The organism is Pandoraea faecigallinarum (genome assembly GCF_001029105.3).
Lineage (GTDB): Bacteria > Pseudomonadota > Gammaproteobacteria > Burkholderiales > Burkholderiaceae > Pandoraea > Pandoraea faecigallinarum.
Genome location: NZ_CP011807.3, coordinates 2,611,192 through 2,632,951 on the forward strand (window position 1 = coordinate 2,611,192; position 21,760 = coordinate 2,632,951).

The 21,760-nt window shown below is 64.6% G+C and carries 18 protein-coding genes and 1 pseudogene; 16 read left to right on the forward strand and 3 right to left on the reverse strand.

The features are described 5' to 3' along the window. The first annotated feature begins 46 nt into the window (after positions 1-46). The 14 genes and pseudogenes from AB870_RS11445 to AB870_RS11505 all read left to right on the forward strand — a co-directional run bounded on the left by AB870_RS11445 (position 47) and on the right by AB870_RS11505 (position 16,344). Positions 47-1,573 carry a glycosyltransferase family 39 protein gene (locus AB870_RS11445; RefSeq protein ID WP_197683859.1) on the forward strand — a complete coding sequence of 509 codons (1,527 nt, stop codon included), beginning with the start codon at positions 47-49 and terminating at the stop codon, positions 1,571-1,573. A 78-nt stretch (positions 1,574-1,651) separates the two neighbouring features. Continuing rightward, positions 1,652-2,629 carry an aliphatic sulfonate ABC transporter substrate-binding protein gene (locus AB870_RS11450; protein WP_047908084.1) on the forward strand — a complete coding sequence of 326 codons (978 nt, stop codon included), beginning with the start codon at positions 1,652-1,654 and terminating at the stop codon, positions 2,627-2,629. Positions 2,630-2,647: 18 nt separating this feature from the next. After that, positions 2,648-2,769, forward strand: a pseudogene (locus tag AB870_RS27535) (DSD1 family PLP-dependent enzyme); the annotation flags it as partial. Between the two features lie 93 nt (positions 2,770-2,862). Beyond that, complete coding sequence (hutC, locus tag AB870_RS11455; RefSeq protein WP_047909125.1) at positions 2,863-3,618, forward strand: histidine utilization repressor; 756 nt, start codon at positions 2,863-2,865, stop codon at positions 3,616-3,618. A gap of 214 nt (positions 3,619-3,832) precedes the next feature. Then, entirely contained in the window at positions 3,833-5,512 is a 1,680-nt protein-coding gene (gene hutU / locus AB870_RS11460; RefSeq protein ID WP_047908085.1) for a urocanate hydratase, read from the forward strand. 58 nt (positions 5,513-5,570) lie between these two features. After that, the gene (hutH, locus tag AB870_RS11465) at positions 5,571-7,103 is read left to right on the forward strand and encodes a histidine ammonia-lyase (RefSeq protein ID WP_047908086.1); all 1,533 of its coding nucleotides are present in this window, start codon (positions 5,571-5,573) and stop codon (positions 7,101-7,103) included. A gap of 188 nt (positions 7,104-7,291) precedes the next feature. Next, a complete protein-coding gene (locus tag AB870_RS11470) occupies positions 7,292-8,671 on the forward strand; it encodes an amino acid permease (RefSeq protein ID WP_047908087.1) in 1,380 nt (459 codons plus the stop codon). Between the two features lie 7 nt (positions 8,672-8,678). Beyond that, positions 8,679-9,896 carry an imidazolonepropionase gene (gene hutI / locus AB870_RS11475; RefSeq protein WP_047908088.1) on the forward strand — a complete coding sequence of 406 codons (1,218 nt, stop codon included), beginning with the start codon at positions 8,679-8,681 and terminating at the stop codon, positions 9,894-9,896. A 28-nt stretch (positions 9,897-9,924) separates the two neighbouring features. After that, a complete protein-coding gene (gene hutG, locus AB870_RS11480; protein ID WP_047908089.1) occupies positions 9,925-10,887 on the forward strand; it encodes a formimidoylglutamase in 963 nt (320 codons plus the stop codon). A gap of 252 nt (positions 10,888-11,139) precedes the next feature. Beyond that, a complete protein-coding gene (locus AB870_RS11485) occupies positions 11,140-12,102 on the forward strand; it encodes a LysR family transcriptional regulator (protein ID WP_047908090.1) in 963 nt (320 codons plus the stop codon). Positions 12,103-12,190: 88 nt separating this feature from the next. Beyond that, positions 12,191-13,195, forward strand: coding sequence for an ABC transporter substrate-binding protein (locus AB870_RS11490; RefSeq protein ID WP_047908091.1), 1,005 nt, complete (start codon positions 12,191-12,193; stop codon positions 13,193-13,195). A 70-nt stretch (positions 13,196-13,265) separates the two neighbouring features. Further along, a complete protein-coding gene (locus AB870_RS11495) occupies positions 13,266-14,033 on the forward strand; it encodes an ABC transporter permease (protein ID WP_047908092.1) in 768 nt (255 codons plus the stop codon). A gap of 164 nt (positions 14,034-14,197) precedes the next feature. Further along, positions 14,198-14,965 (forward strand): ABC transporter ATP-binding protein, encoded by a 768-nt coding sequence (locus AB870_RS11500; protein WP_047909126.1) that lies wholly within the window; start codon positions 14,198-14,200, stop codon positions 14,963-14,965. A 50-nt stretch (positions 14,966-15,015) separates the two neighbouring features. Then, complete coding sequence (locus tag AB870_RS11505) at positions 15,016-16,344, forward strand: NAD(P)/FAD-dependent oxidoreductase (protein ID WP_047908093.1); 1,329 nt, start codon at positions 15,016-15,018, stop codon at positions 16,342-16,344. 175 nt (positions 16,345-16,519) lie between these two features. Here the strand turns inward: AB870_RS11505 and AB870_RS11510 are convergent, their stop codons facing one another. From AB870_RS11510 to AB870_RS11520, 3 genes are all read right to left on the reverse strand, one after another. Continuing rightward, entirely contained in the window at positions 16,520-16,918 is a 399-nt protein-coding gene (locus AB870_RS11510; protein ID WP_047908094.1) for a GFA family protein, read from the reverse strand. A 199-nt stretch (positions 16,919-17,117) separates the two neighbouring features. Then, positions 17,118-17,561 carry an Rrf2 family transcriptional regulator gene (locus tag AB870_RS11515; RefSeq protein WP_047908095.1) on the reverse strand — a complete coding sequence of 148 codons (444 nt, stop codon included), beginning with the start codon at positions 17,559-17,561 and terminating at the stop codon, positions 17,118-17,120. A gap of 22 nt (positions 17,562-17,583) precedes the next feature. Then, positions 17,584-18,291 (reverse strand): class I SAM-dependent methyltransferase, encoded by a 708-nt coding sequence (locus AB870_RS11520; protein ID WP_237169921.1) that lies wholly within the window; start codon positions 18,289-18,291, stop codon positions 17,584-17,586. 212 nt (positions 18,292-18,503) lie between these two features. On the opposite strand from AB870_RS11520, the gene AB870_RS11525 reads away from it, so the two are divergent. Both AB870_RS11525 and AB870_RS11530 read left to right on the forward strand, forming a co-directional pair. Next, positions 18,504-20,126 carry a hypothetical protein gene (locus tag AB870_RS11525; protein ID WP_053059693.1) on the forward strand — a complete coding sequence of 541 codons (1,623 nt, stop codon included), beginning with the start codon at positions 18,504-18,506 and terminating at the stop codon, positions 20,124-20,126. Between the two features lie 136 nt (positions 20,127-20,262). Next, positions 20,263-21,759 carry an MFS transporter gene (locus tag AB870_RS11530; protein ID WP_047908096.1) on the forward strand — a complete coding sequence of 499 codons (1,497 nt, stop codon included), beginning with the start codon at positions 20,263-20,265 and terminating at the stop codon, positions 21,757-21,759. Position 21,760 lies beyond the last annotated feature (1 nt).

Consider the following 21,760-nt stretch of genomic DNA (forward strand, 5'->3'; position numbering starts at 1 on the left):
AAAATAACGTGATGAACATGTGCGTCTTCGGCCAGTCGAAGCGCGCATGCCAAAACACGACGCTTCCACGACCCCACCGGTCTTCGCGCCGCCCCGGCGCACCATGTCCGCACGCGCCTTCGCGCGACGTGCCGCCACGACCGTTCGATACTCGCCGTCGCTTTATGTGACGCTTTACGCCTTCGTCTGGACGATCGTCAGCGCAACGCTCGACCCGACCGTTCCGTTCGATGCGGTCGAGGCATTCAACTGGGCACGCAATACCGAATGGGGGACACCGAAAAACCCGTGGCTCGTCGGCTTTTCCATGTGGCCGGCGCTGGGACTGAGCGGCCAGGGGCTGGCGTTCTATTGGTACGCGTCGCACTTCGCCGCCGCTGCCCTCGGCATGCTGGGCGTGTGGCACCTTGCCAGACGCCTGTCCGGCGACGCCCGTCTGGCATGGCTCGCGATGCTCGGTCTGCATCTGACGGGCGCGATCAATATCGATATCCTGCCGTACAACGACAACTACCTGCTGGTCATGCTGTGGCCATGGATGCTCTGGCTGTTCGTGCGCGCGACGTGCGATTCCCCTCGATTCTGGGTCGCGTTCGGCGTGGTTGCGGGGCTGGCCGCCATGACCAAGTATTCGACGTTTGCCCTGTTGGCGCCGGTTTGGGTCGTCACGCTGCGCTCGCCCGGGATGCGCCGCCATTACCGTCATCCGGGCTTTTGGCTCGGCGTGGCGATCTTCGTCGCCCTCGTGACACCCAACGTGTGCTGGCTCTTCGAGCATGATTTCGCCGCGTTCCGATGGGTCGACGACCAGATACGGCAACGGCTGAACCTGCGTGGCCTGCGCGGTGCGCTCACCGCGTTCTATCCCGTCGCCACGTTGGCGCTCGTCATGCATCTGGCCGGTCTGCGTTTGCGTCTGCCGTCTTCGGCGGCGAGGCTCGTCGCCTGCGTCGTGCTGCCGCCGCTCCTTCCGATTCTGGTGTACTTCACGCTACACGAGGGCGGACGCATCTCCGAATGGCTGCAACCTTTCGCCCTGCCGCTGCCCGCGCTGCTGGTCGCCTGCGTCGTGCCCGCGACGGCGAAACGCGCCCGGCGGATTTCGCGCTGGCTTCCCGCCGTCGGCCTGATGGTCCTGATCGGTTACGCCACCGTCCTCGGCACGAACCTGCGCAATGCCGGGCAGAAGTTCGCCGGCATCAAAGCCGCGAGCCTCATGCTGGAACAGCGATGGCAGGCACGCTACCGCACGCCCTTGACTTTCGTGGGCCATGACCATCTCGCCAGTTGGCTGACGTTCTACGCGCCCGGTAATCCGCACCTGCTGACCCGCTGGTCGGTCACACATCGGCCCAATATTTATACGAAGGATCTGGACGAGACCGAGGTGCAGGCGCGAGGGGCGATTCTGCTCGGGCATCCCGGCCAGTCGTGCCGGCGAACGAGCTTCTCCCGAACGCTGGCGATGTGGCCGTCGCTGACGATCGAGGCGCAGGAAACGGTACCGTTTGCCTACCACGGCGGTGCCGAGCCGATTCCACTTTGCGTTGCTTACATCGCACCGCAGCCGTGAATATCCAAAGCACAATCGCTTCGTTGCCCCACGCAACGCCACCCGGATAATGAAAGAACGTCAAACGGGGCAACGCTCATGAAACCGCTCGATCCACGCTCTCGTCGTCACTTCCTGTCCATGCTCGGTGCCGGTGCGGCGTCGAGTGCGCTGCCCTCGCTGTCCGCCCGTGCGGCCTATGAACCCGGCAAATTCCGCATCGGCTACCAAAAGGCGGCAAGCACGCTGGTGCTCGCCAAGGCAAATGGATCGCTAGAGGCGCGCTTGCGCCCACTCGGCGTGGAAGTGGCGTGGGCCGAATTCGCCGCGGGGCCGCAACTGCTCGAAGCGCTTAACGTCGGCGCCATCGACTTCGGCTATGTGGGCGAAGCGCCGCCCGTCTTCGCCCAGGCCGCTGGGGCCGACTTCGTCTACAGCGCCTATGAAGTTCCGACACCGCTCGCCGAAGGCGTGGTCGTCGCAAAATCGTCGACGATCAAAACGGTTGCCGATCTGCGCGGCAAACGCGTCGCGCTCAACAAGGGGTCGGACGTCCATTGGTTTCTCGTCGCGCTGCTGCGCAAGCACGGTCTGGACTATGGCGATGTCAGCCCGGTATTTCTTGCGCCAGCCGACGCACGCGCCGCGCTCGAACGCGGTTCGGTCGATGCATGGGCCATCTGGGACCCGTTCCTCACCGCGGTCCTCGATCAAAGTCCCGTGCGGCTGCTCGCGAACGCCGAAGGCGCTGCCGACCACCATCAGTTTTTCCTGAGCCAGCGCGCATTCGCGAGCAAGCGCGGCGACATCATCAAGGCCACGCTCGAATCGCTAGGACAGACCGGCCAGCAAATTCGGGGAGACTATGCGGGCGCGGCAGCGCAACTCGCGCCGATTCAGGGACTCGACGCGAAAATCGTCGAAAAGGGCTTGCGCCACTACGCGCACATCTACAGGCCGGTATCCGAGCCGGTGCTGGCCGCGCAACAGCGGATCGCCGATACGTTCTTGCAACTTCGGCTGATTCCCAGGCAAATTCGCGTGGCCGACGCCACGCTGCGTCAAGCGCTCGCCTGAACGCTCTCCGAACGTTCTCTGAACGGCGCCAATCAGGAGCACGGCATTCTGTCGCGCGAAGGCGGCGCCGATCCCGACATCTCGTGGCACGCTTTCCCATCGGCACGATGCTGTGCATCTTGCGCTCATGCGGCACTGGGTGCGGGCATACCGTTTTTTTCCTCCACGGCAGACGATTGGCTTATCCTTCAGGCTTTCCCACCCGCACACACGTGACCGGAGAGGCCAACAAGGTGCCACGTCAAACCGCTCAGCCGACTGTTGAAACGCTTGCCGATCAAGGGCCTGCGCCCCGCTATTTGCAGCTAAAGCAGTTCATCTGCCGTCAGATCGACACCGGTGCGTGGCCGCCGCATCATCGCGTGCCGTCGGAAAACGAGCTTGTCGAACAGTCGGGCGTGAGTCGCATGACGGTCAACCGTGCACTGCGCGAACTCACGGCCGAGGGCCGGCTCGTACGTATGCAGGGCGTGGGGACGTTCGTCGCCGAGCCGAAATCGCACTCGCCATTGCTGGCCGTCAACAATATTGCCGACGAAATCTCCGGGCACGGCCATCGCCACCGTGCCGAGGTGAAGCTGCTGCGCGAGGAACTGGCCGGCCCCGAACGCGCGCTCGCCATGGGGTTGCAGGAACGCGAGAAGCTGTTCCATTCGGTGATCGTGCACTATCAGGACAATATTCCGGTGCAGATCGAAGACCGCTTCGTCAATCCGGCCCTCGCGCCGAACTACCTGGAACAGGACTTCACCAAACTCACGCCTAACGTGTATCTCCAGCGTACGTCTCCGCTAACGTCCGGTGAGCATGTGGTCGAGGCTGTCACGGCCACGCCCGACGAGGCGCACATGCTGCAAATCCAGCGCACCGAACCCTGCCTGCTGATCCGTCGGCGCACCTGGTCCGGCAAACGGGTCGTCTCCGTCGCCCGGCTGCTGCACCCTGGATCGCGCCACCGGCTCGAAGGCCGCTTCGGAGACCCCGAGTAAGCTCGCACAGCCCCCGCCTGCGGTTCTGCGCGGGTGTCGCGGCGCGCTCGCCTCCAGGTCGCGCCGCCTCGCACCCGCCGTCCCACCCTTTCCCGTTCCGCTTCCCGTTCCGCTTCCCGGCAGCACAGCATCCTTCGTGAAAACCCTAGTTCACGGTTAGTTGTATATACAATACTGTACAACTCATTATCCGCTCAGAACCAAAGGAATCACAGTGAGCCAATTCACCCGATACCGCGACGTCACCATCCGCGCCCCGCGCGGCACGCAGCTCAATGCCAAAAGCTGGCTGACCGAAGCCCCGCTTCGCATGTTGATGAACAATCTCGACCCGGACGTCGCCGAGAATCCAAACGCCCTCGTGGTCTACGGCGGCATTGGGCGCGCCGCGCGCAACTGGGAATGCTTCGACAAGATCGTCGAAACGCTCAAGACCCTCAACGACGACGAAACGCTGCTGGTCCAGTCGGGCAAGCCGGTCGGTGTGTTCCAGACCCATGCCGACGCCCCGCGCGTGCTCATCGCCAACTCCAATCTGGTGCCGCACTGGGCCACCTGGGAACACTTCAACGAACTCGACGCCAGGGGGCTCGCCATGTACGGCCAGATGACCGCCGGGTCGTGGATCTACATCGGCAGCCAGGGCATCGTACAGGGGACTTACGAGACGTTCGTGGAGGCGGGCCGTCAGCATTACGGCGGCAATCTGAAGGGCCGCTGGGTACTCACCGCCGGTCTTGGCGGCATGGGCGGCGCGCAACCGCTGGCCGCCACGCTGGCCGGCGCATGCTCGCTGAATGTCGAATGCCAGCAGACGAGCATCGACTTCCGTTTGCGTACGCGTTATGTGGACGAGCAGGCCAAGGATCTCGACGATGCGCTCGCGCGCATTGCCCGATACACCGCCGAAGGTCAGGCGGTCTCGATCGCACTGTGCGGCAATGCCGCCGAGATTCTGCCGGCGCTGGTACGTCGCGGCGTGCGTCCGGACATGGTCACCGACCAGACCAGCGCCCACGATCCGCTCAATGGCTATTTGCCGATCGGCTGGACATGGGACGAGTACCGCGAACGCGCCCGCTCGAAGCCCGCCGAAGTCGTGAAGGCCGCCAAGCAGTCGATGGCCGTGCACGTGAAGGCCATGCTCGACTTCAAGGCCATGGGCGTGCCGACATTCGACTACGGCAACAACATCCGCCAGATGGCCAAGGAAGAAGGCGTAGCGAACGCATTCGATTTCCCCGGCTTCGTGCCCGCCTATATTCGTCCACTGTTCTGCCGCGGGGTCGGCCCGTTCCGCTGGGCTGCGCTCTCGGGGGATCCGCAAGACATCTACAAGACCGACGCCAAGGTCAAGGAATTGATCCCGGACGACGCACATCTGCATCGCTGGCTCGACATGGCGCGCGAGCGCATCAGCTTCCAGGGCTTGCCGGCACGCATCTGCTGGGTGGGCCTGGGCCTGCGCGCAAAGCTGGGACTGGCGTTCAACGAAATGGTACGCTCGGGAGAACTCTCGGCACCGGTCGTGATCGGCCGCGACCATCTGGATTCCGGCTCGGTCGCCAGCCCCAACCGCGAAACCGAAGCCATGCGCGACGGCTCCGACGCCGTCTCCGACTGGCCCCTGCTCAATGCCCTGCTCAACACGGCCAGCGGCGCAACGTGGGTCTCGCTGCACCACGGCGGTGGCGTCGGCATGGGCTTCTCGCAGCACGCCGGCGTGGTAATTGTGTGCGACGGCACCGATGCCGCGGCGGCGCGCATCGCCCGCGTGCTGAACAACGATCCGGCCACGGGCGTGATGCGTCACGCCGATGCCGGCTACGACATCGCGATCGACTGCGCCCGCGAGCATGGCCTTAACCTGCCGATGCTGGGCACGGCGAAGTAAGCCGCGCAACGACAAAAGACAAGACACTCCGACTATGTCGCATCAAGGAATTCCGTCCATGGCACAACTGTTCGTGACGCCCGGCACACTCACGCTGGCGCAACTGCGCGACGTCTATCAGAACCCGACCACCGTTACGCTCGACGAGAAGGCATATGCCGCCATCGACAAGAGCGTCGCCTGCGTCGAAGGCATTGTGGCAGAAGGCCGCACCGCCTATGGCATCAACACCGGCTTCGGGCTGCTCGCGTCGACGCGCATCGCCCACGAGGACCTCGAAAACCTGCAACGCTCGCTCGTGCTGTCGCACGCGGCGGGTGTCGGCGAGCCGCTCGACGACGCCCTCGTGCGTCTCGTCATGGTGCTCAAGATCAACAGCCTGGCGCGTGGCTTCTCGGGCATTCGCCGCAAGGTGATCGACGCGCTCGTCGCGCTGGTCAACGCCGGGGTCTACCCGCGCATTCCGCTCAAGGGCTCGGTCGGCGCATCCGGCGACCTCGCCCCGCTTGCCCATATGTCGCTGTTGCTGCTGGGCGAAGGTCAGGCCCGCTATCGCGGCCAGTGGATGAACGCACGCGAGGCGCTGGCGGTGGCCGGGCTCGAACCGCTCACGCTGGCGGCCAAGGAAGGCCTCGCGCTGCTCAATGGCACACAGGTCTCGACGGCCTACGCCTTGCGCGGTCTGTTCGAAGCGGAAGACATGTACGCGGCGGCCAGCGTTTGCGGCGCCATGACCGTGGAAGCCATGCTCGGCTCACGCGCTCCATTTGACGCCCGCATCCACGCGGCGCGCGGTCAGCGCGGGCAGATCGACGCGGCAGCGGTCTTCCGTCACCTGCTCGGTGAGACGAGTGAAGTCGGCCAGTCGCATGCCAACTGCGAGAAGGTGCAGGACCCATATTCGCTGCGCTGCCAGCCGCAAGTCATGGGCGCGTGCCTGACACAGATCCGTCAGGCAGCCGAAGTCCTCGCCGTAGAAGCGAACGCCGTGTCGGACAATCCGCTGGTGTTCTGGGAACAGGGCGACGTGATTTCCGGCGGCAATTTCCACGCGGAACCGGTCGCAATGGCGGCCGACAATCTGGCCCTGGCGCTGGCCGAAATCGGCGCACTGAGCGAGCGTCGCATCTCCCTGCTGATGGACAAGCACATGTCGCAGCTGCCCGCGTTCCTCGTGGCCAACGGCGGCGTGAATTCGGGCTTCATGATCGCGCAGGTCACTGCGGCGGCACTCGCGTCCGACAATAAAGCCTTGGCACATCCGGCCAGCGTTGATAGTCTCCCGACCTCGGCCAACCAGGAAGATCACGTCTCCATGGCCCCGAACGCCGGTAAGCGGCTTTGGGAGATGGCCGATAACGTCAAGGGCATCATCGCGATCGAATGGCTGAGCGCCGCTCAGGGCCTGGATTTCCGCGAGGGTGTGAAGTCCACGCCAGTCCTGGAACGTGCCCGCGCACTGCTGCGCCAGTCGGTTCCGTTCTACGATAAGGATCGCTATTTCGCCCCGGACATCGAAGGCGCGAGCGAACTCATTGCACAGCGGCAACTGAGCGCGCTCGTGCCGGCCGGTACGCTGCCGAGCATTTAAGTCGCGTTTGATGGTCGCCCTGCCGGGGCGAAACGAACAGTGATTCGCGCTTCGGCACCATGGCGTACCGGGTTGCCCCCTCGCATGCCGGTCCCGTCGGTTCGCCGACGGCGGCCGGTGCGCGTACAACCCGATCTCACTTGCCGCCCGCGTATGCGGGCCGGCGCATTACGCATTCAGGAGACAGCTTGAAAAACCTGCAACGCAATCTGAGCGCGCGGCACATCCGCTTCCTCGCGCTCGGTTCCGCCATCGGCACCGGCCTGTTCTACGGCTCGGCGTCGGCCATTCAACTCGCCGGTCCGGCGGTCATCCTTGCTTACATTCTCGGCGGTGCTGCCGTCTACATGGTGATGCGCGCCCTGGGCGAAATGGCCGTGCGTGAGCCGGTCTCCGGATCCTTCGGCCGTTACGCCCGCGACAATCTCGGCCCGCTGGCGGGGTTTTTGACGGGCTGGACCTACATTCTCGAAATGATCATCGTCTGTCTGGCGGACGTGACCGCGTTCGGTATCTATATGGGATTCTGGTTCCCGGACGTGCCGCAATGGATCTGGGTGCTGGGCATCGTCATGCTGATCTGCGGACTGAATCTGTGCAACGTGAAGGTCTACGGGGAACTGGAATTCTGGCTGGCACTGGTGAAGATTCTCGCCATCGCCGCCATGATCGCGGGGGGCGGCGTGATTCTGTTCGCCGGCGTGCAGATGCACGGCGAACATGCGCCGGCAGTGAGCCATCTGTGGATGCATGGCGGTTTCCTGCCGAACGGCTGGGGCGGTCTGGTGGCATCGCTGGCCGTGGTGATGTTCGCTTACGGCGGCATCGAGATCATCGGTATTACCGGCGGTGAAGCCAAGGATCCGGAGAAGGTGATTCCGCGCGCCATCAACGCAGTGCCGGCCCGTATTCTACTGTTCTACGTGCTGACGATGTGCGTGCTGATGGCGATCTTCCCCTGGACAGGCATCGGCAGTCAGGGCAGCCCGTTCGTGCAGATCTTCTCGGGTCTGGGCATCAAGTCGGCGGCAGCCATCCTCAACCTGATCGTGATTTCGGCAGCGATCTCGGCGATCAACAGCAACATCTTCGGTGCGGGGCGCATGATGTTCGGCATGGCCGGGCATGGTCAGGCGCCGGCGATCTTCACGGCGACGTCGCGTCACGGCGTGCCGTGGGTCACGGTGCTGGTGATGACCGGCGCATTGCTCGGCGGCGTGGTGCTCAACTACCTGATCCCGGAAGACGTATTCCTCATCATCGCGTCGATTGCGACGTTCGCGACCGTGTGGGTGTGGCTGATGATTCTGCTCTCGCAGGTGGCGATGCGACGCCGCCTGTCGGCCGGCCAGGTCGCGGCGCTGAAATTCAAGGTGCCGCTGTGGCCGGTGGGTCCCGCGCTCGCCATCACGTTCATGCTCTTCGTGATCGGTGTGCTCGGGTACACGGAAGACACGCGCATCGCGCTTTATGTCGGCACCGGATGGATCGTGCTGATGTCGGTGGCGTATCGATTCGGCGTCAAACCCAAGCAAGCGCAACTGCGCAACGAAATGCGTCTGGAATAAGGCTCACATGAAACGTACCTACTGGAAGCACTGCCATGTCGCGACCATGCGCGACGGCCGCTACAACGCGATCGAGGACGCCGTCATCGTCACGCACGGCGCGCGGATCGAATGGGTCGGCCCGCGCGGCGAGCGTCCGGCTTGCGGCGCGGATGAATGCGTCGATCTGAACGGGGCGTGGGTCACGCCGGGGCTGATCGACTGCCATACGCATCTGGTGTTCGGCGGCAACCGCAGCCTGGAGTTCGAACAGCGCCTGCAAGGCGTGAGCTACGCGGAAATCTCCGCGGCGGGGGGCGGCATCAAGCACACCGTGCGGCACACCCGCGACGCCACGGAAGATGCCCTCTTCGCGTCGGCCCGCAAGCGCCTGCTGGCCTTGATGCGCGACGGTGTCACCACTGTCGAGATCAAGTCGGGATATGGTCTCGATCTGGCCAGCGAGCGCAAAATGCTGCGCGTGGCGCGCCGGCTCGGGGAAGCGCTGCCTGTCACGGTGAAGACGACCTGTCTGGCGGCGCACACAGTGCCCTCCGAGTTTGCGGGCAAGGCGGACGAGTATGTGAATTACGTCTGCTCGGAGATTCTGCCGGCGTTGGCGCAAGAGCGCCTGGTGGACGCGGTCGATGCGTTCTGCGAGACCATCGCGTTTTCTCCGGCGCAGGTCATGCGCGTGATGCTGCGCGCGCAGAAGCTGAAGCTGCCTGTCAAGCTTCACGCCGAGCAACTCTCACCGCTCGGCGGGTCGAGCATGGCGGCGGAATTGGGCGCCCTGTCGGCCGATCATCTGGAGTACATGACACCGGAGGACGCGGCGGCGATGGGGCGTGCCGGCACGGTCGCCGTGCTGCTTCCCGGCGCGTTCCACATGTTGCACGAGACGCGTCGCCCGCCCGTCGATCAGTTGCGCCGTCATGGCGTGGACATCGCGGTGGCGTCGGATTTGAATCCCGGCACGTCGCCCGCGCTGTCGTTGCGCCTGATGCTCAATATGGCGTGCACGCTGTTCGGACTCACGCCCGAGGAAGCGCTGGCCGGCGTCACGCGTAACGCCGCAAAAGCGCTCGGCATGCAGGACACGCACGGCACGATCGAGGCCGGGAAGACGGCGGACTTCGTGGCATGGGAGATCGAGCGTCCCGCGGAGCTGTCGTACTGGCTTGGCGGCGAGCTGCCCTCGCGCACGGTCCGCCATGGCCAGTGGCGCGATCTCGCGAGCGCCTGAACGCCACGCACCGACAGGAGACATCCGAATGGCTACGCAATGTAAACCGGCGCCGGGCGACACGCCGATCTGGCACGGTCGTGCGGACAGCGGCGAGCGCGGCGATACCCGCCGGCTGTTTAACGTCGTGCGCGAAGTCGATGCGCGCACCGATACCGCGGCGAACGGCGCGCCGGTGCTGCTGGGCTTTGCCTGCGATGCCGGTGTCAGGCGCAATCAGGGGCGCGTCGGCGCCGCCGAGGGGCCGCAGGCGATCCGCCGCGCCTTGGCGAACCTGCCGGCGCACGGCATCGACTGCCTGTATGACGCGGGCGACGTGACATGCGATGACGACGCACTCGAAGCGGCGCAGCACGCCCTCGCGCACGCGGTTCGCCGCCAGCTCGATGCCGGGGCGCAACCGGTGGTGCTCGGCGGGGGGCACGAAATCGCCTGGGGAACGTGGCAGGGCCTGCGCGCCCACCTCGACGCCCTGGGCGATCGATCGCGTGTCCTGATCCTGAACCTGGACGCGCATTTCGATCTGCGCACGGCGCGGCCCGGCACCTCGGGCACGCCATTCGACCAGATCGCGCAGGCTTGCGAAACGGCCGGACTGCCTTTCGATTACGCCTGTCTGGGCGTGAGTCGTCTGAGCAACACGGCGTCGTTGTTCGAGCGTGCCCACGCGCTGAAAGTGACGTACGTCGAAGATACGGAAATGCAGGACCGTCATCTTGAGGAGCGTCTGGCACAGATCGATGCACTGATCGCAGACGTGTCTCACGTCTATCTGACGATCGATCTCGACGTGTTGCCCGCACCGGTCATGCCGGGGGTCTCGGCCCCGGCAGCCTACGGCGTGCCCATGCCGGTCATTGAAGCCATCGTCACGCACGTGCGCCGCTCCGGCAAATTGCGCGTGGCCGATCTGGCGGAATACAACCCGCGCTTCGACGCGCAGGGCACAGGCGCACGCGTGGCCGCCCGTCTCGCCTATCGGCTGCTCTGAATTCACTGCACCCGCTGTCTCCGGGGCATGACTTCATGTCCCGGTGTCTTTCCCGCCTCAGCCGCCTCCCCTCCTCTCTCCCGCCTGGAATTCCCGTGACCTAATACAAAGTATTAGTTTTGCTTAACTTGTTTTTGTTTTTTGGCCTCTTATCCCTACAATCGCCAGAAATTCTTATGCCGATTCACTGCCTCGCCTCAGGAAGACCTTTCTCGATCCCTGATACGCGATGCCCGGACTGGAGACACGCCGATGAAAAAGCGCGCAGACCTCGACGTCAGATCGTTGCGGATCTTCGAGGCCGTGGCGTCCGCCGGCAGCCTGTCCGGCGCCGCCGAAACGCTCGGCGTCACGCAGTCCGCCATCTCCCAGGCCATCGCACAGATCGAACAGACGGTCGGCACACGGGTGCTCGATCGCTCGCGCCGCCCTCTCAAACTCACGCCCGCGGGCCTCGCGCTCTCGCGCCACGCACGCCAGATCGTGGACGACATGGATCGCCTCATCGCGCAGGTGCAGGACGCCGACGTCGCCAGCCGCGCCGCCGTGCGCGTGGGCATGATCGACTCGTTCGCCGCAACGGTAGGCCCATCCATCGTGCGTCAGATGTCGGGCAGCACCAGCGAGTTGCTGCTCTGGTCGGGCCTCGCCAACGGACACGCGCAGGCGCTGCTGGCGCGTCAGCTCGACCTGATCGTCACCAGCGACCCGATGCACGACATGGAGCGCCTGGTGCGTCGCCCGATCTTCACGGAGCCGTTCATCGTCGTGGTGCCGAAGTCGCGGGAAAGCGATCTGGCGAACGCCGATCTTAGCGAGCTGATCCGCTCGCTCCCGTTGATCCGCTTCTCGGGTCGTTCGCACTTCGGGGCCGTGATCGAGCGTCATCTGCGACGCACGGGACATTCGCCGCGCATGCACCTCGAAATCGACACGTCGGACGTGGTGATGTCGATGGTCGCCGCCGAAGTCGGCTTCACGATCGCCACACCGCTTTGCCTGCTGCAGGGACGCGCGTCGCTGCCGCAAGTCGCTGCATTGCCGCTGCCCGGCCCCGCGCTCTCGCGCACGATCTATCAGGTATCGCGCGAAGGCGAAGTCTCGGAAATGGCATCGCAGTGTTTTCTCGCCGGCCGACTTGCGCTCGCACAGGAGGCCTTTCCGGAACTGCGCCGCGTGATGCCCTGGCTGGGCGAACGGCTGGCGCTTTGCTGATCCACCGCCCGGGGCGCCGGGCCAGATGACTCACCTGAAGTGCGCCCATCGTTCAACGCGAATAACACAACCTACAAAGGAGACACGCATGAATCTCTCACGACGCAAATTCCTTCATACCAGCGCCGCCATGTCGGCGGCGGCTGCGGCCGGCGGACTGTCGCTCCCGGGCATGGCCCGTGCCGCGGATGCCACAACGATTCAATATGGTGGCTCGGCCTGGCTGGGTCACTATCCGGCGTATCTCGCAATGAAGTCGGGCGCTTTGAGCGCCGCGGGCATCGACCAGCAGTGGCAGTCGTTCGGCACGTCGTCCGCGCGCATGAGCGCGGTGCTCTCGGGCGGCATCGACATCGCGTGCACGGGCATCGTGTCGGCGCTCGCGCTGATGGCGCGCGGCTCGAAGCACTTCTCCATCGTGGCCGTGCCGGAGAGCTTCGGCAAGGTCGAAGGTCTGTTCGTTCGCGACGGTGTGAATTCGTTGCAGGATCTCAAGGGCAAGAAGCTGGGCGTGACGTTCGCGTCGAGTGCGCATTTGCTGGTGCTCGATCTTCTGGGCAGCGCCGGTCTGTCGAACGACGTGACGGTGCTCAACGTCCCCGCGCCCGAAATTCCGGGCGCAATCCAGTCGGGGCAGATCGACGCCGCAGCGGCCTGGACCCCGCAGTTCAACCGCATCCGCGCCATGTCTGGCATGAAGCTGCTGGCCGACGATACGCAGTTCTCGCTCTACAAGAAGTACAACGTGACGCCAGGGCCGGACGTGCTGATCGTGCGCAACGCGTGGGCGGAAAAGAACGGCGAGGCCGTGCGCAAGTACCTGAAGGTCTATTTCGACGCCTGCCAGACGCTGCGCGACAAGCCGGACGAGGCCGCGCGCTCGCTGATCCCGCTCACGGGCATGTCGGCGCTCGACCAGATCGAGACGATCAAGGGTGCGGACTGGTACAACCTCGCGCAGCAGACGCAATTGCTCAAGTCGCCGGGCAACTATGCCGACGGCTTGCAACGTCTGGCCGAAATGCTCGTGACCTACAAGCAGATCGACAAGGCGCCGGCCGTACGCCAGTGGGTCAACACGTCGTATCTGTAAGCATTCGCGTGCCGGTACGCCCCCGATCGTCGTTCGATCCCGTACCGGCATATGCCTGAGGAGTCTGATTGTGAATCATCGTCAACCGTCCCGTGCCACGTTGCTGGGCGTGGGATTTGCGTCCGTGATCGTGTTTCTGCTGGCATGGGAAGCGGCCTGCCGCACCGGCATCGTCGATGCCCTGTTCCTGCCGCCGCCGTCTGCCGTCGCGGAAAAAATCGTCGCCATGATGGCCGACGGCACCTTGCTCGCCAACGTGCTGGCCTCCACCCGGCGTGTGATGACCGGCTTCATCGCCGCCACGGTCGTGGCCATTCCGCTGGGGATCGTCCTCGGCACGTCGAGTTACGCGCGCGCCGCATTCGACCCGATCCTGTCGTTCCTGCGTCCGCTGCCGTCGATGAGCTGGATTCCGCTCTCGCTGCTGTGGTTCGGCATCTCGGAGACGCAGAAGTACAGCATCGTGTTCATGGGGACGTTCGCCCCGGCACTGGTCTATGTGATCGAAGCCACGCGCAACGTCGACCCGCTGCTGATCCGTGCCGCCAGGAATCTGGGCGCAAGCCGATGGCAGGTGATGCGCGAAGTGATCCTGCCCGCGAGCCTGCCGCAAATCCTCTCTGGCCTGAAGATCATTCTCGGCCTGTCGTGGACGTGCGTGATTTCGGCAGAACTGGTCGCCGCGCGCGAGGGGCTGGGCTTTCTCATCATGAACGGCAAGGAGTTCTTCCAGACGGAAGTCGTGGTGCTCGGCATGGTCATGATCAGCGTCACCGTGCTGGTGACGGATATCGTCTTCCGCGCTATCGAGCGCAAAGTGTTGGGGTGGCAAGCATGAACGATCGCGTCGATTCACAGGCAGGGGCACAGCCGACTAAGGGGATTCAGGGGATTCAGGGGATTCAGGGGATTCAGGGGATTCAGGAGATTCAGGAGATTCAGGGGATTCAGGAGATTCAGGCGACGCAAGCGAGGCAAGCAGGCGCCCCGCCCTCCGACACGATGATCGCCATCGACGGCGTGTCGAAGCGCTACGGCGACTTTCAGGCGCTCGAGCGTGTGGACATGAACATCGCGCGCGGCGAGTTCGTGGTGTTGCTCGGCGCGTCCGGCTGCGGCAAGTCGACGCTGCTCAACCTCATCACCGGTTTCGACGAACCGACCACCGGCTCGATTCGCGTCAACGGCCGCGAGGTCAAGGGCATCGATCCGCATTGCGGCATGGTCTTCCAGCAATACGCGCTGTTCCCGTGGCTGAGCGTGCTCGATAACGTGGCCTTCGGACTGAAGATGAAAGGAATCGACAAGGCCACACGCCATGCCACTGCGCGGCGCTACATCGAGATGGTCGGTCTCAAGGGCTTCGAGGATCGTTATCCGAAGGCGCTCTCCGGTGGCATGCGCCAACGCGTGTCGATTGCCCGTGTGCTGGCCAACGATCCGGACGTGATCCTGCTCGACGAGCCATTCGCCGCGCTCGACGCGATGACGCGTCAGGTGTTGCAGGAAGAGTTGCTTCAGATTTATCAGAAGAGCGGCAAGACCATTGTCTTCATCACGCATTCCATCGACGAAGCACTGATGCTCTCGACGCGCATGGTCATCATGAGCGCGCGTCCCGGCCGAGTCGCGTGCGATATGCCGAACGATCTGCCGATGCCGCGCGACGCGCAGGTCCAGCTCTCACCGCGTTACAACGAACTCAAATCGCAAATCTGGAACACCGTGCAGACCGAAGTGATGCGCAGTCTCGAGAGTCAGGCCGCATAAGGCTGCGCAAGGATTCGGAATTTTCGGTAAGCCCCCGCATTTCATTCGTCATGTCCAATCAAGTCATTGCTTCCCGCCCTGCGCGGGACACGTTCCCCGCCTATCAGGCGGGCGCCGGCTGGAACGCCTTGCTGCCGGCGCGCGCGCCGCACACGCGAGCGCCGGCCGAGCGAAGTTTCGACGTTATCGTCATCGGTGCGGGCTTTACCGGCCTGGCGGCGGCACGCCGCGTAGCCGAGCTTCGGCCGGACGCCTCCGTGCTGGTCGTCGACGCCACGACCGTCGGCAACGGTTCGGCAGGACGCAATTCGGGATTTCTCATCAACTTGCCGCACAACACCGGCATGGGCGGTCACGGCAGCCCCCTGGAAATCGCGCGCAAGCAGATCCGGCTGTACGACATCGGCCTGAAGTGGCTGCAGGAACTCGTGACGGCACATGGCATCGACTGCGGCTGGAACCCTGTCGGCAAATACCACGCGGCCGCCACCGCCGACGGGGAGCGCCGCCTGCGCGACACTCTCGCGCAATACCGCGAATGGGGCGTGACGTACCGTGAATTGTCGCGCGACGCGTTGCGTGACGAGATCGGCACCGATTACTACGGCTATGGTTACCACTCGAACAACAACGTCTTCGTACAGCCCGCGGCGCTCATTCGCGGGCTGGCGGACAGCCTGCCGGCGAACGTCCGCCTGTGGGAGAACGAACCGGTCGTGTCGCTCGACGGCACGGGACCGTTCACCGTGACGACCGCGTCGACGCAATTGCGTGCGGGTCAGGTTATCGTCGCGAACAATGGTTTCGCCCGCAAACTGGGGCTGGCGCGCGATCGCGTCTTCACGATCTACACATACGCCGCCATGACGCCCGCCTTGGCCACCGAGGAACTGGCGAAACTCGGTCCCGCCCCCGAATGGGGTGTGATTCCGGCAAACCGTCTGGGCACGACGCTGCGCAAGACGCTGGGCGGCCGCTTCGTGGTGCGCAGCGCCTATTCGTACGAGAAGGAACGCCCGATGGCAGACGTGAGCGCCATGCTGACCGACGCCTATCGACGCCGCTACCCGCAAATGGCATCGCACAAGTTCGAGCACGTCTGGGGGGGCGTGACGGCGCTCACGCGCAACGGAGCGCTCTACTTCGGCGAGATTCGCAAAGGGTTGTTCGCGTCGCTGGGTTGCAACGGCGCGGGTGTGCTCAAAGGCAGTATGTTCGGAAAGCTGCTCGGTGAGATGGCTTGCGGGCTTCCCTCCGCGGAACTGAGCGATGCACTTGGTTTCGAGCGGCCGACGTGGCTCCCGCCGGAGCCAATCCGGCGCGTGGCCATCGTGTCGGCGATTCAGTATCAGAAACATCGGGCGGGGTTGGAGCGCTAGCGTTACCGTCCGGGAGACGTTCGTCACCCACTGGCGCGCAAGGCCCTGCCATGCGCGATGCGCTGCGTTTCGGGCAGTCTTCGACGGCTCGCCGGCACGAGATCGCATTGCAGCGGATGGACGACTCCGGTGCTCAAGCCGCCCGCCAGGAACGCGAGCAAACCGGGCAGACGCCTCATGCGTCACCCACGACGGAATGTTTCTTGCCGTCGGAGACCACGTAATCGATTGCATACGGATCGACCACGTCTTCCAGACAGCCGATGTTGGCGCGCCACATGCCAGGCATCGTGCGCGAGGCGTGAAACGGATAAATGCCGCAGTGCTTGCAGAAATAATGTTGCGCCACGCGCGTGTTGAACTGGTACAGCGTCAGCGCGTCTTCGCCGCTGAGGATGCGCAGGTTCGCCTTCGGGAAGGGGGGCGTCATCAACGCGCCCTTGCGGCGGCACAGGCTGCAATTGCAACGTGCGGCGGGTTCGACAGGCGTAACGACTTCAAAACGAACGGCGCCGCAATGGCAGGAACCTTGATGCACAGCGCACGATGTTTCCGACGAAGTTTCAGACGACATGAGGGACTCCCGGTTGGCCCGCACCGGCGGCGCGGTCGCTCATAGCGTTATAGCCTAATCGTTATCCCCGTTTGTATCACCGTGTATTTCCCCACCGTTCCGATACACGACATTGCCGAAATGCTCCTGCAAGGTCGTGCCGGTCGATTTCGCCATCAAAGCCCGGTTGGTGGCCACCCAACCGCAGTGAACATCCCGGCTAACCCGCCTCCATCTCGTGCTGGTTGCACAGCGCATCGAAGTTGTGCGCCAGATCCGCCAGCGACACCGCGCCCAGGCGGGCAACGAGGATCGCCTCCGCCTCGCGCAATGCACTGTCGAGCGCCGCGTTCACCGCGCGTTCGACGGCGCACCCCGGGTTGTCGCTTTCCACGCCGATAGCAAATATACTCGGGCCGCCCACGGCGCGATGGACGTCGAGCAACGTGACCGTGCTCAGGTCGCAAGCGATGGTCCATCCGCCGCCGTGCCCCTTGCCGGAACGCACGTAACCGGCGTCGCGCAGGCCCGCCATCGTGCGCCGCACCACGACCGGGTTCGTGCGCAGCATCCTGGCAAGTTGCCCGGACGTGAACGGGGCGTCATGCCGCGCCATGTGCAGCAGCACGTGGAGCATGCGCGAGAGTCTGCTGTCGCTTCTCATGGGAGGCTTCGTTGGCCGTCGATCATCGCGCGTCAAGCGCCTGACGCGCGAACCACGCGTGAATCAATCCACTCTGGAAAAACCGCACCGGCCGGTCGAATCCGCCCTCCTGGAGGATGTCGTCCATCGCCTCGGGAGGCATCACCGCCACCTGCGAACCGTAGATGGCCTTCGCCCGCTCGCGCGCCTGCGCAGACACGGACATCATGTCGAACCAGACCTCGAGCAGGCGCTTGCCGGCCTCGGACCCCATATCGCAAGCCAAATCGGCGCTCGCGAGCAGGCCGCCCGGACGCAGCCGGTGTGCAATGTCCCGGAAAAAGACGCGACGCTGCGCGGAATCGGTGACGAACTGAGAGACCAGAATCGCGGTCGCCGCATCGAATGCCTGCCCTTCGGCCAGCGAATCGAGAAACCCCTGATGGAATAAACAACGCGAAACGATGCCCAGCGTCCGGGCCTTGCCCCGAAAGACGTCCAGCATCGGCCCCGACGGTTCCACCGCCGTGAAGCGCCACCCGGGATGGTGCTCGGCAAGCGCCAGAATCTCCGCCCCGGTACCCGCGCCGACGCACAACACATGCGCATCATCCGGCAACGGCGCGAAAACGCTGTCCAGCACCAGTTGCAGCGCATCGCGCAACGGCGCCATCGCACTCCACGTCTGGTCGTACGTTGCGGCATGCTCATCGAACATGGCAATCGTGTCCTGCGGCATGAGCGGCTTCATCGGTCCTTCACTTATGTAACTTTTGAAGTTTCATTATGCCGCGATTCGTCGCCGCGAAGCAAGCGCGCCGGGCAACGCTCCATGGCCGCGGCAGGGACCTCCAAAAATTGAGGGGTGGTGCTAAATATTGGCGTCCGGAAGTCGTTATCGCTCTTGATCGCCCCCGGTTTCCTTACCGGGGCTTACAAAGACAACCGGACGACACGCCCCCGATGACGTCTATCAATACGGCCACCCAACTTCTTTCGCTGACGAGCGCCGGCATCGCATCGCGCGCTGCGGCCGCGAGCGGACTCAATGCTTCGAGTACGACGGCCAACGACGTGGCCGGCCCGACGGATTCGACGCGAGTCACGCTCACGCAAACGCCGCCCGTTGCCCATTGGCCGGCGTACGCACAGCCGGTCGCCAACGGCGCGGTGCTGACCTGGCAACGGGTCCCCTCGGACGCGCTCTCGCTGCTGATGTCGGGCAATATGTCGACGTCCTCCCTGGGCAATCGGCTCGACCGGATCGGCTCGACCCTGCTGTCGGCCATCGCGTCGGGGGCAACGTCGTTCTCGCAAACGGTCTCGCGCTCGACCTCGGCCGCCCCTGCGACCGAGACCGATCTGGCCCTGCAACAGGCGAAACTGCGATCGGGCGCGGATAACCGGTTCGCGCTTTCGATCACCACGGCGAGCGGCGCACAGGTCACCGTCAGTATCGGCAGCAGCGATAGCGACGTGAATGGCCTGTCCGTCGAGTTCTCTGTCACGAAGGGCGCGCTCACAGACGCCGAACGCGAGCAGCTTGGCAAACTGGGAGACGCGTTCCAGCAAGCGATCGACGGTCTCGCCAAACAGCCGCCCGCCATCGATTTCAGCGGATTGACCGGCTTCGACACCGCGCTGCTCACCTCGGTCGATCTGTCGGCGACACTGGGCGCCAACGGCAAGACGCCCCAGACCGTCGCCTTTCATGCAGACGCCACGCAGCGCACGATGCACGTCGAGGGCGCAACCGGCAAGTTCGACGTAAACGTCGATCTCACGAATCTGCAAGCGTTCGGCAGCCCGAAAGCGCAGAAGGCCTCACTCGACGCATGGCTCGACCGTTTCGACGCCGCGCAGACCCGCGGCAATGGCGACGCGGCGCTCATGAGCCTGTTCAAGGCAGCGTTCAGCGGCCTCAACACGCACTACCCGCCCGCCGCCACGCTGCCGCGCATTGCGCTCAGTCACGCCGACAAGTCGGTACTGAGCGGACTGGCGGACTTCAGCGCGTCGATTTCCCAGACGCAGACGTCGCCGAACCCGATGCGTCCGTCCGAAGTCGACGGTTTCGACTACCGGATTTCGCAGAGCACACAGATCGGCGGCCCCAACAGCCTGAACCGCACCATCGACCAGCAGACGCAAGCCACACTCAGCGCAAGCTATCACCGCTCCCTCTGGGCCGGCGTGCCGCTCGACCTGAGAGACGATCCGAAGACGCAGAACTACGAGTACGTCAAAGTGGAGGACTCGGCAAAGAGCGCTGTCGAAGTGGGCTATCGGGACGGCTTGCTGACGCACGCCGGCGCGAGCCGCTCCGCCAGTCAGACGACCCGGGTCCAGCGCTACGAAATGGCGAAACTGGTAAGCGATGTGACGACACCGGTATCGGCCTCGGACAGCAGCAATCTGATGACCCTGCTCCAGTCCATCACGCAGAACGACATCGCGCGCGCGGCCAAACCGTCCGCCAGCGCGACGCACGACGATGACGACGACTCCCCGGCGCTCGCCGATGTGCGCCGCCGCACCGTGCTCGAAGCCGGTCCGGCGCATCTGGGCGCGGCGTCCGAAACGTAATCGGCAAAGACTGCGATTTCCCGGCCCGCGACCGCCTCACTGCGTCTTGGCGTCTCGGCGTCTCGGCGCCGCGGGAGTAAGATGTCAGGCAAATACCGACGAACCACGGGGGATTTCCGGTGCGCTTTACAGCCTGATGGCAGAAACGACAGACGAGACAAGTCCTACTTCATCCAATCAATGCGCCGCGGCGTCGCTCGTCGATACCGACCTGCCCGCCCGCCTCGACCGCCTGCCCTGGGGACGATTTCACACGCTGATCGTCGTCGCCCTGGGCGTCACGTGGCTGCTCGACGGCCTGGAAGTCACCCTGGCGGGTGCCGTCGCAGGCGCGCTCAAATCGAGCCCCTCACTCGCCCTCACCAACGCCCAGATCGGCCTTGCCGGCAGCGCTTATATCGCGGGCGCCGTGCTCGGCGCGCTCGGCTTCGGCTGGCTGACCGACCGGCTCGGGCGTCGCAAACTCTTCTTCGTCACGCTACTGCTGTACGTTGCCGCCACGGCCGCCACCGGGCTGTCGTGGAGCTTCACCAGCTTCGTCGTGTTCCGCTTCCTCACGGGCGCGGGCATCGGCGGCGAATACACCGCGATCAATTCCACGATTCAGGAATTCACACCGGCCCGCGTGCGCGGCTGGACGGATCTCGTCATCAACGGCACTTTCTGGGCGGGCGCCGCATTCGGCGCGGCGGGATCGCTGGTGCTGCTCGATCCCGGCGTGCTGCCACCGGACTGGGGCTGGCGGGTGTGCTTCTTCATTGGCGCAACGCTCGGACTCGGCATTCTCCTCATGCGCATGTGGGTCCCGGAGAGTCCTCGCTGGCTAGTGCTTCGGGGCCATACCCGCGAAGCCGAGGCCATCGTCCACGGTATCGAACAGTCCCTGCGCCGGCGCGGGCACGCGATTCCCGATACTGCCGCGCCGCGTCTCCAACTGCATGCCCGGCACGCCACGCCGCTTCACGAGGTCTGGCACACGCTCATGCACACGTACCGCCGCCGCTCCCTCGTCGGACTCACGCTCATGATCGCGCAGGCGTTTTGCTACAACGCGATCTTCTTCACGTATGCGCTCGTGCTCACCGACTTCTACGACGTACCGGCCGCGAACGTCGGCTGGTACCTGCTGCCGTTTGCGGCGGGCAATGTTCTCGGGCCAATCGCGCTCGGACACTGGTTCGACGTTCTCGGCAGACGCGTGATGATCTGCGCAACCTATGCCGTCTCGGGGGTATTGCTCGCGCTGAGCGGCTGGGCCTTTGCACAAGGCTGGCTGAGCACGCATACGCAGACGCTCGCGTGGTCGGTCATCTTCTTCTTTGCCTCGGCGGCGGCCAGTTCGGCGTACCTTACCGTGAGCGAGAATTTCCCGCTGGAAATTCGCGCGCTGGCGATTGCCGTGTTCTACGCCATCGGCACGCTGCTCGGCGGCGTGGCCGGTCCGGCGCTTTTCGGCTGGCTCATCGACACGCACCGGCGCGCCGACGTGTCCGTGGGTTATCTGATCGGCGCGGCGTTGATGCTTCTGGCCGCGGCCGTGGCGGCGCGCTGGGGGATCGCCGCGGAGCGCCGCTCTCTCGAATCGGTCGCCGCGCCGCTCTCGCTGCACTCGGCGCGGCGCGATCCTCCCTGAG

What these genes read in the sequence shown, in the direction of transcription:
- AB870_RS11445 (WP_197683859.1), top strand. Translation starts at nt 47, where the DNA reads ATGCCAAAACACGACGCTTCCACGACCCCACCGGTCTTCGCGCCGCCC.
- AB870_RS11450 (WP_047908084.1), top strand. Translation starts at nt 1,652, where the DNA reads ATGAAACCGCTCGATCCACGCTCTCGTCGTCACTTCCTGTCCATGCTC.
- hutH (WP_047908086.1), top strand. Translation starts at nt 5,571, where the DNA reads ATGGCACAACTGTTCGTGACGCCCGGCACACTCACGCTGGCGCAACTG.
- hutI (WP_047908088.1), top strand. Translation starts at nt 8,679, where the DNA reads ATGAAACGTACCTACTGGAAGCACTGCCATGTCGCGACCATGCGCGAC.
- hutG (WP_047908089.1), top strand. Translation starts at nt 9,925, where the DNA reads ATGGCTACGCAATGTAAACCGGCGCCGGGCGACACGCCGATCTGGCAC.
- AB870_RS11485 (WP_047908090.1), top strand. Translation starts at nt 11,140, where the DNA reads ATGAAAAAGCGCGCAGACCTCGACGTCAGATCGTTGCGGATCTTCGAG.
- AB870_RS11490 (WP_047908091.1), top strand. Translation starts at nt 12,191, where the DNA reads ATGAATCTCTCACGACGCAAATTCCTTCATACCAGCGCCGCCATGTCG.
- AB870_RS11500 (WP_047909126.1), top strand. Translation starts at nt 14,198, where the DNA reads ATGATCGCCATCGACGGCGTGTCGAAGCGCTACGGCGACTTTCAGGCG.
- AB870_RS11505 (WP_047908093.1), top strand. Translation starts at nt 15,016, where the DNA reads ATGTCCAATCAAGTCATTGCTTCCCGCCCTGCGCGGGACACGTTCCCC.
- AB870_RS11510 (WP_047908094.1), bottom strand. Translation starts at nt 16,918, where the DNA reads ATGTCGTCTGAAACTTCGTCGGAAACATCGTGCGCTGTGCATCAAGGT.
- AB870_RS11515 (WP_047908095.1), bottom strand. Translation starts at nt 17,561, where the DNA reads ATGAGAAGCGACAGCAGACTCTCGCGCATGCTCCACGTGCTGCTGCAC.
- AB870_RS11520 (WP_237169921.1), bottom strand. Translation starts at nt 18,291, where the DNA reads ATGAAGCCGCTCATGCCGCAGGACACGATTGCCATGTTCGATGAGCAT.
- AB870_RS11525 (WP_053059693.1), top strand. Translation starts at nt 18,504, where the DNA reads ATGACGTCTATCAATACGGCCACCCAACTTCTTTCGCTGACGAGCGCC.
- AB870_RS11530 (WP_047908096.1), top strand. Translation starts at nt 20,263, where the DNA reads ATGGCAGAAACGACAGACGAGACAAGTCCTACTTCATCCAATCAATGC.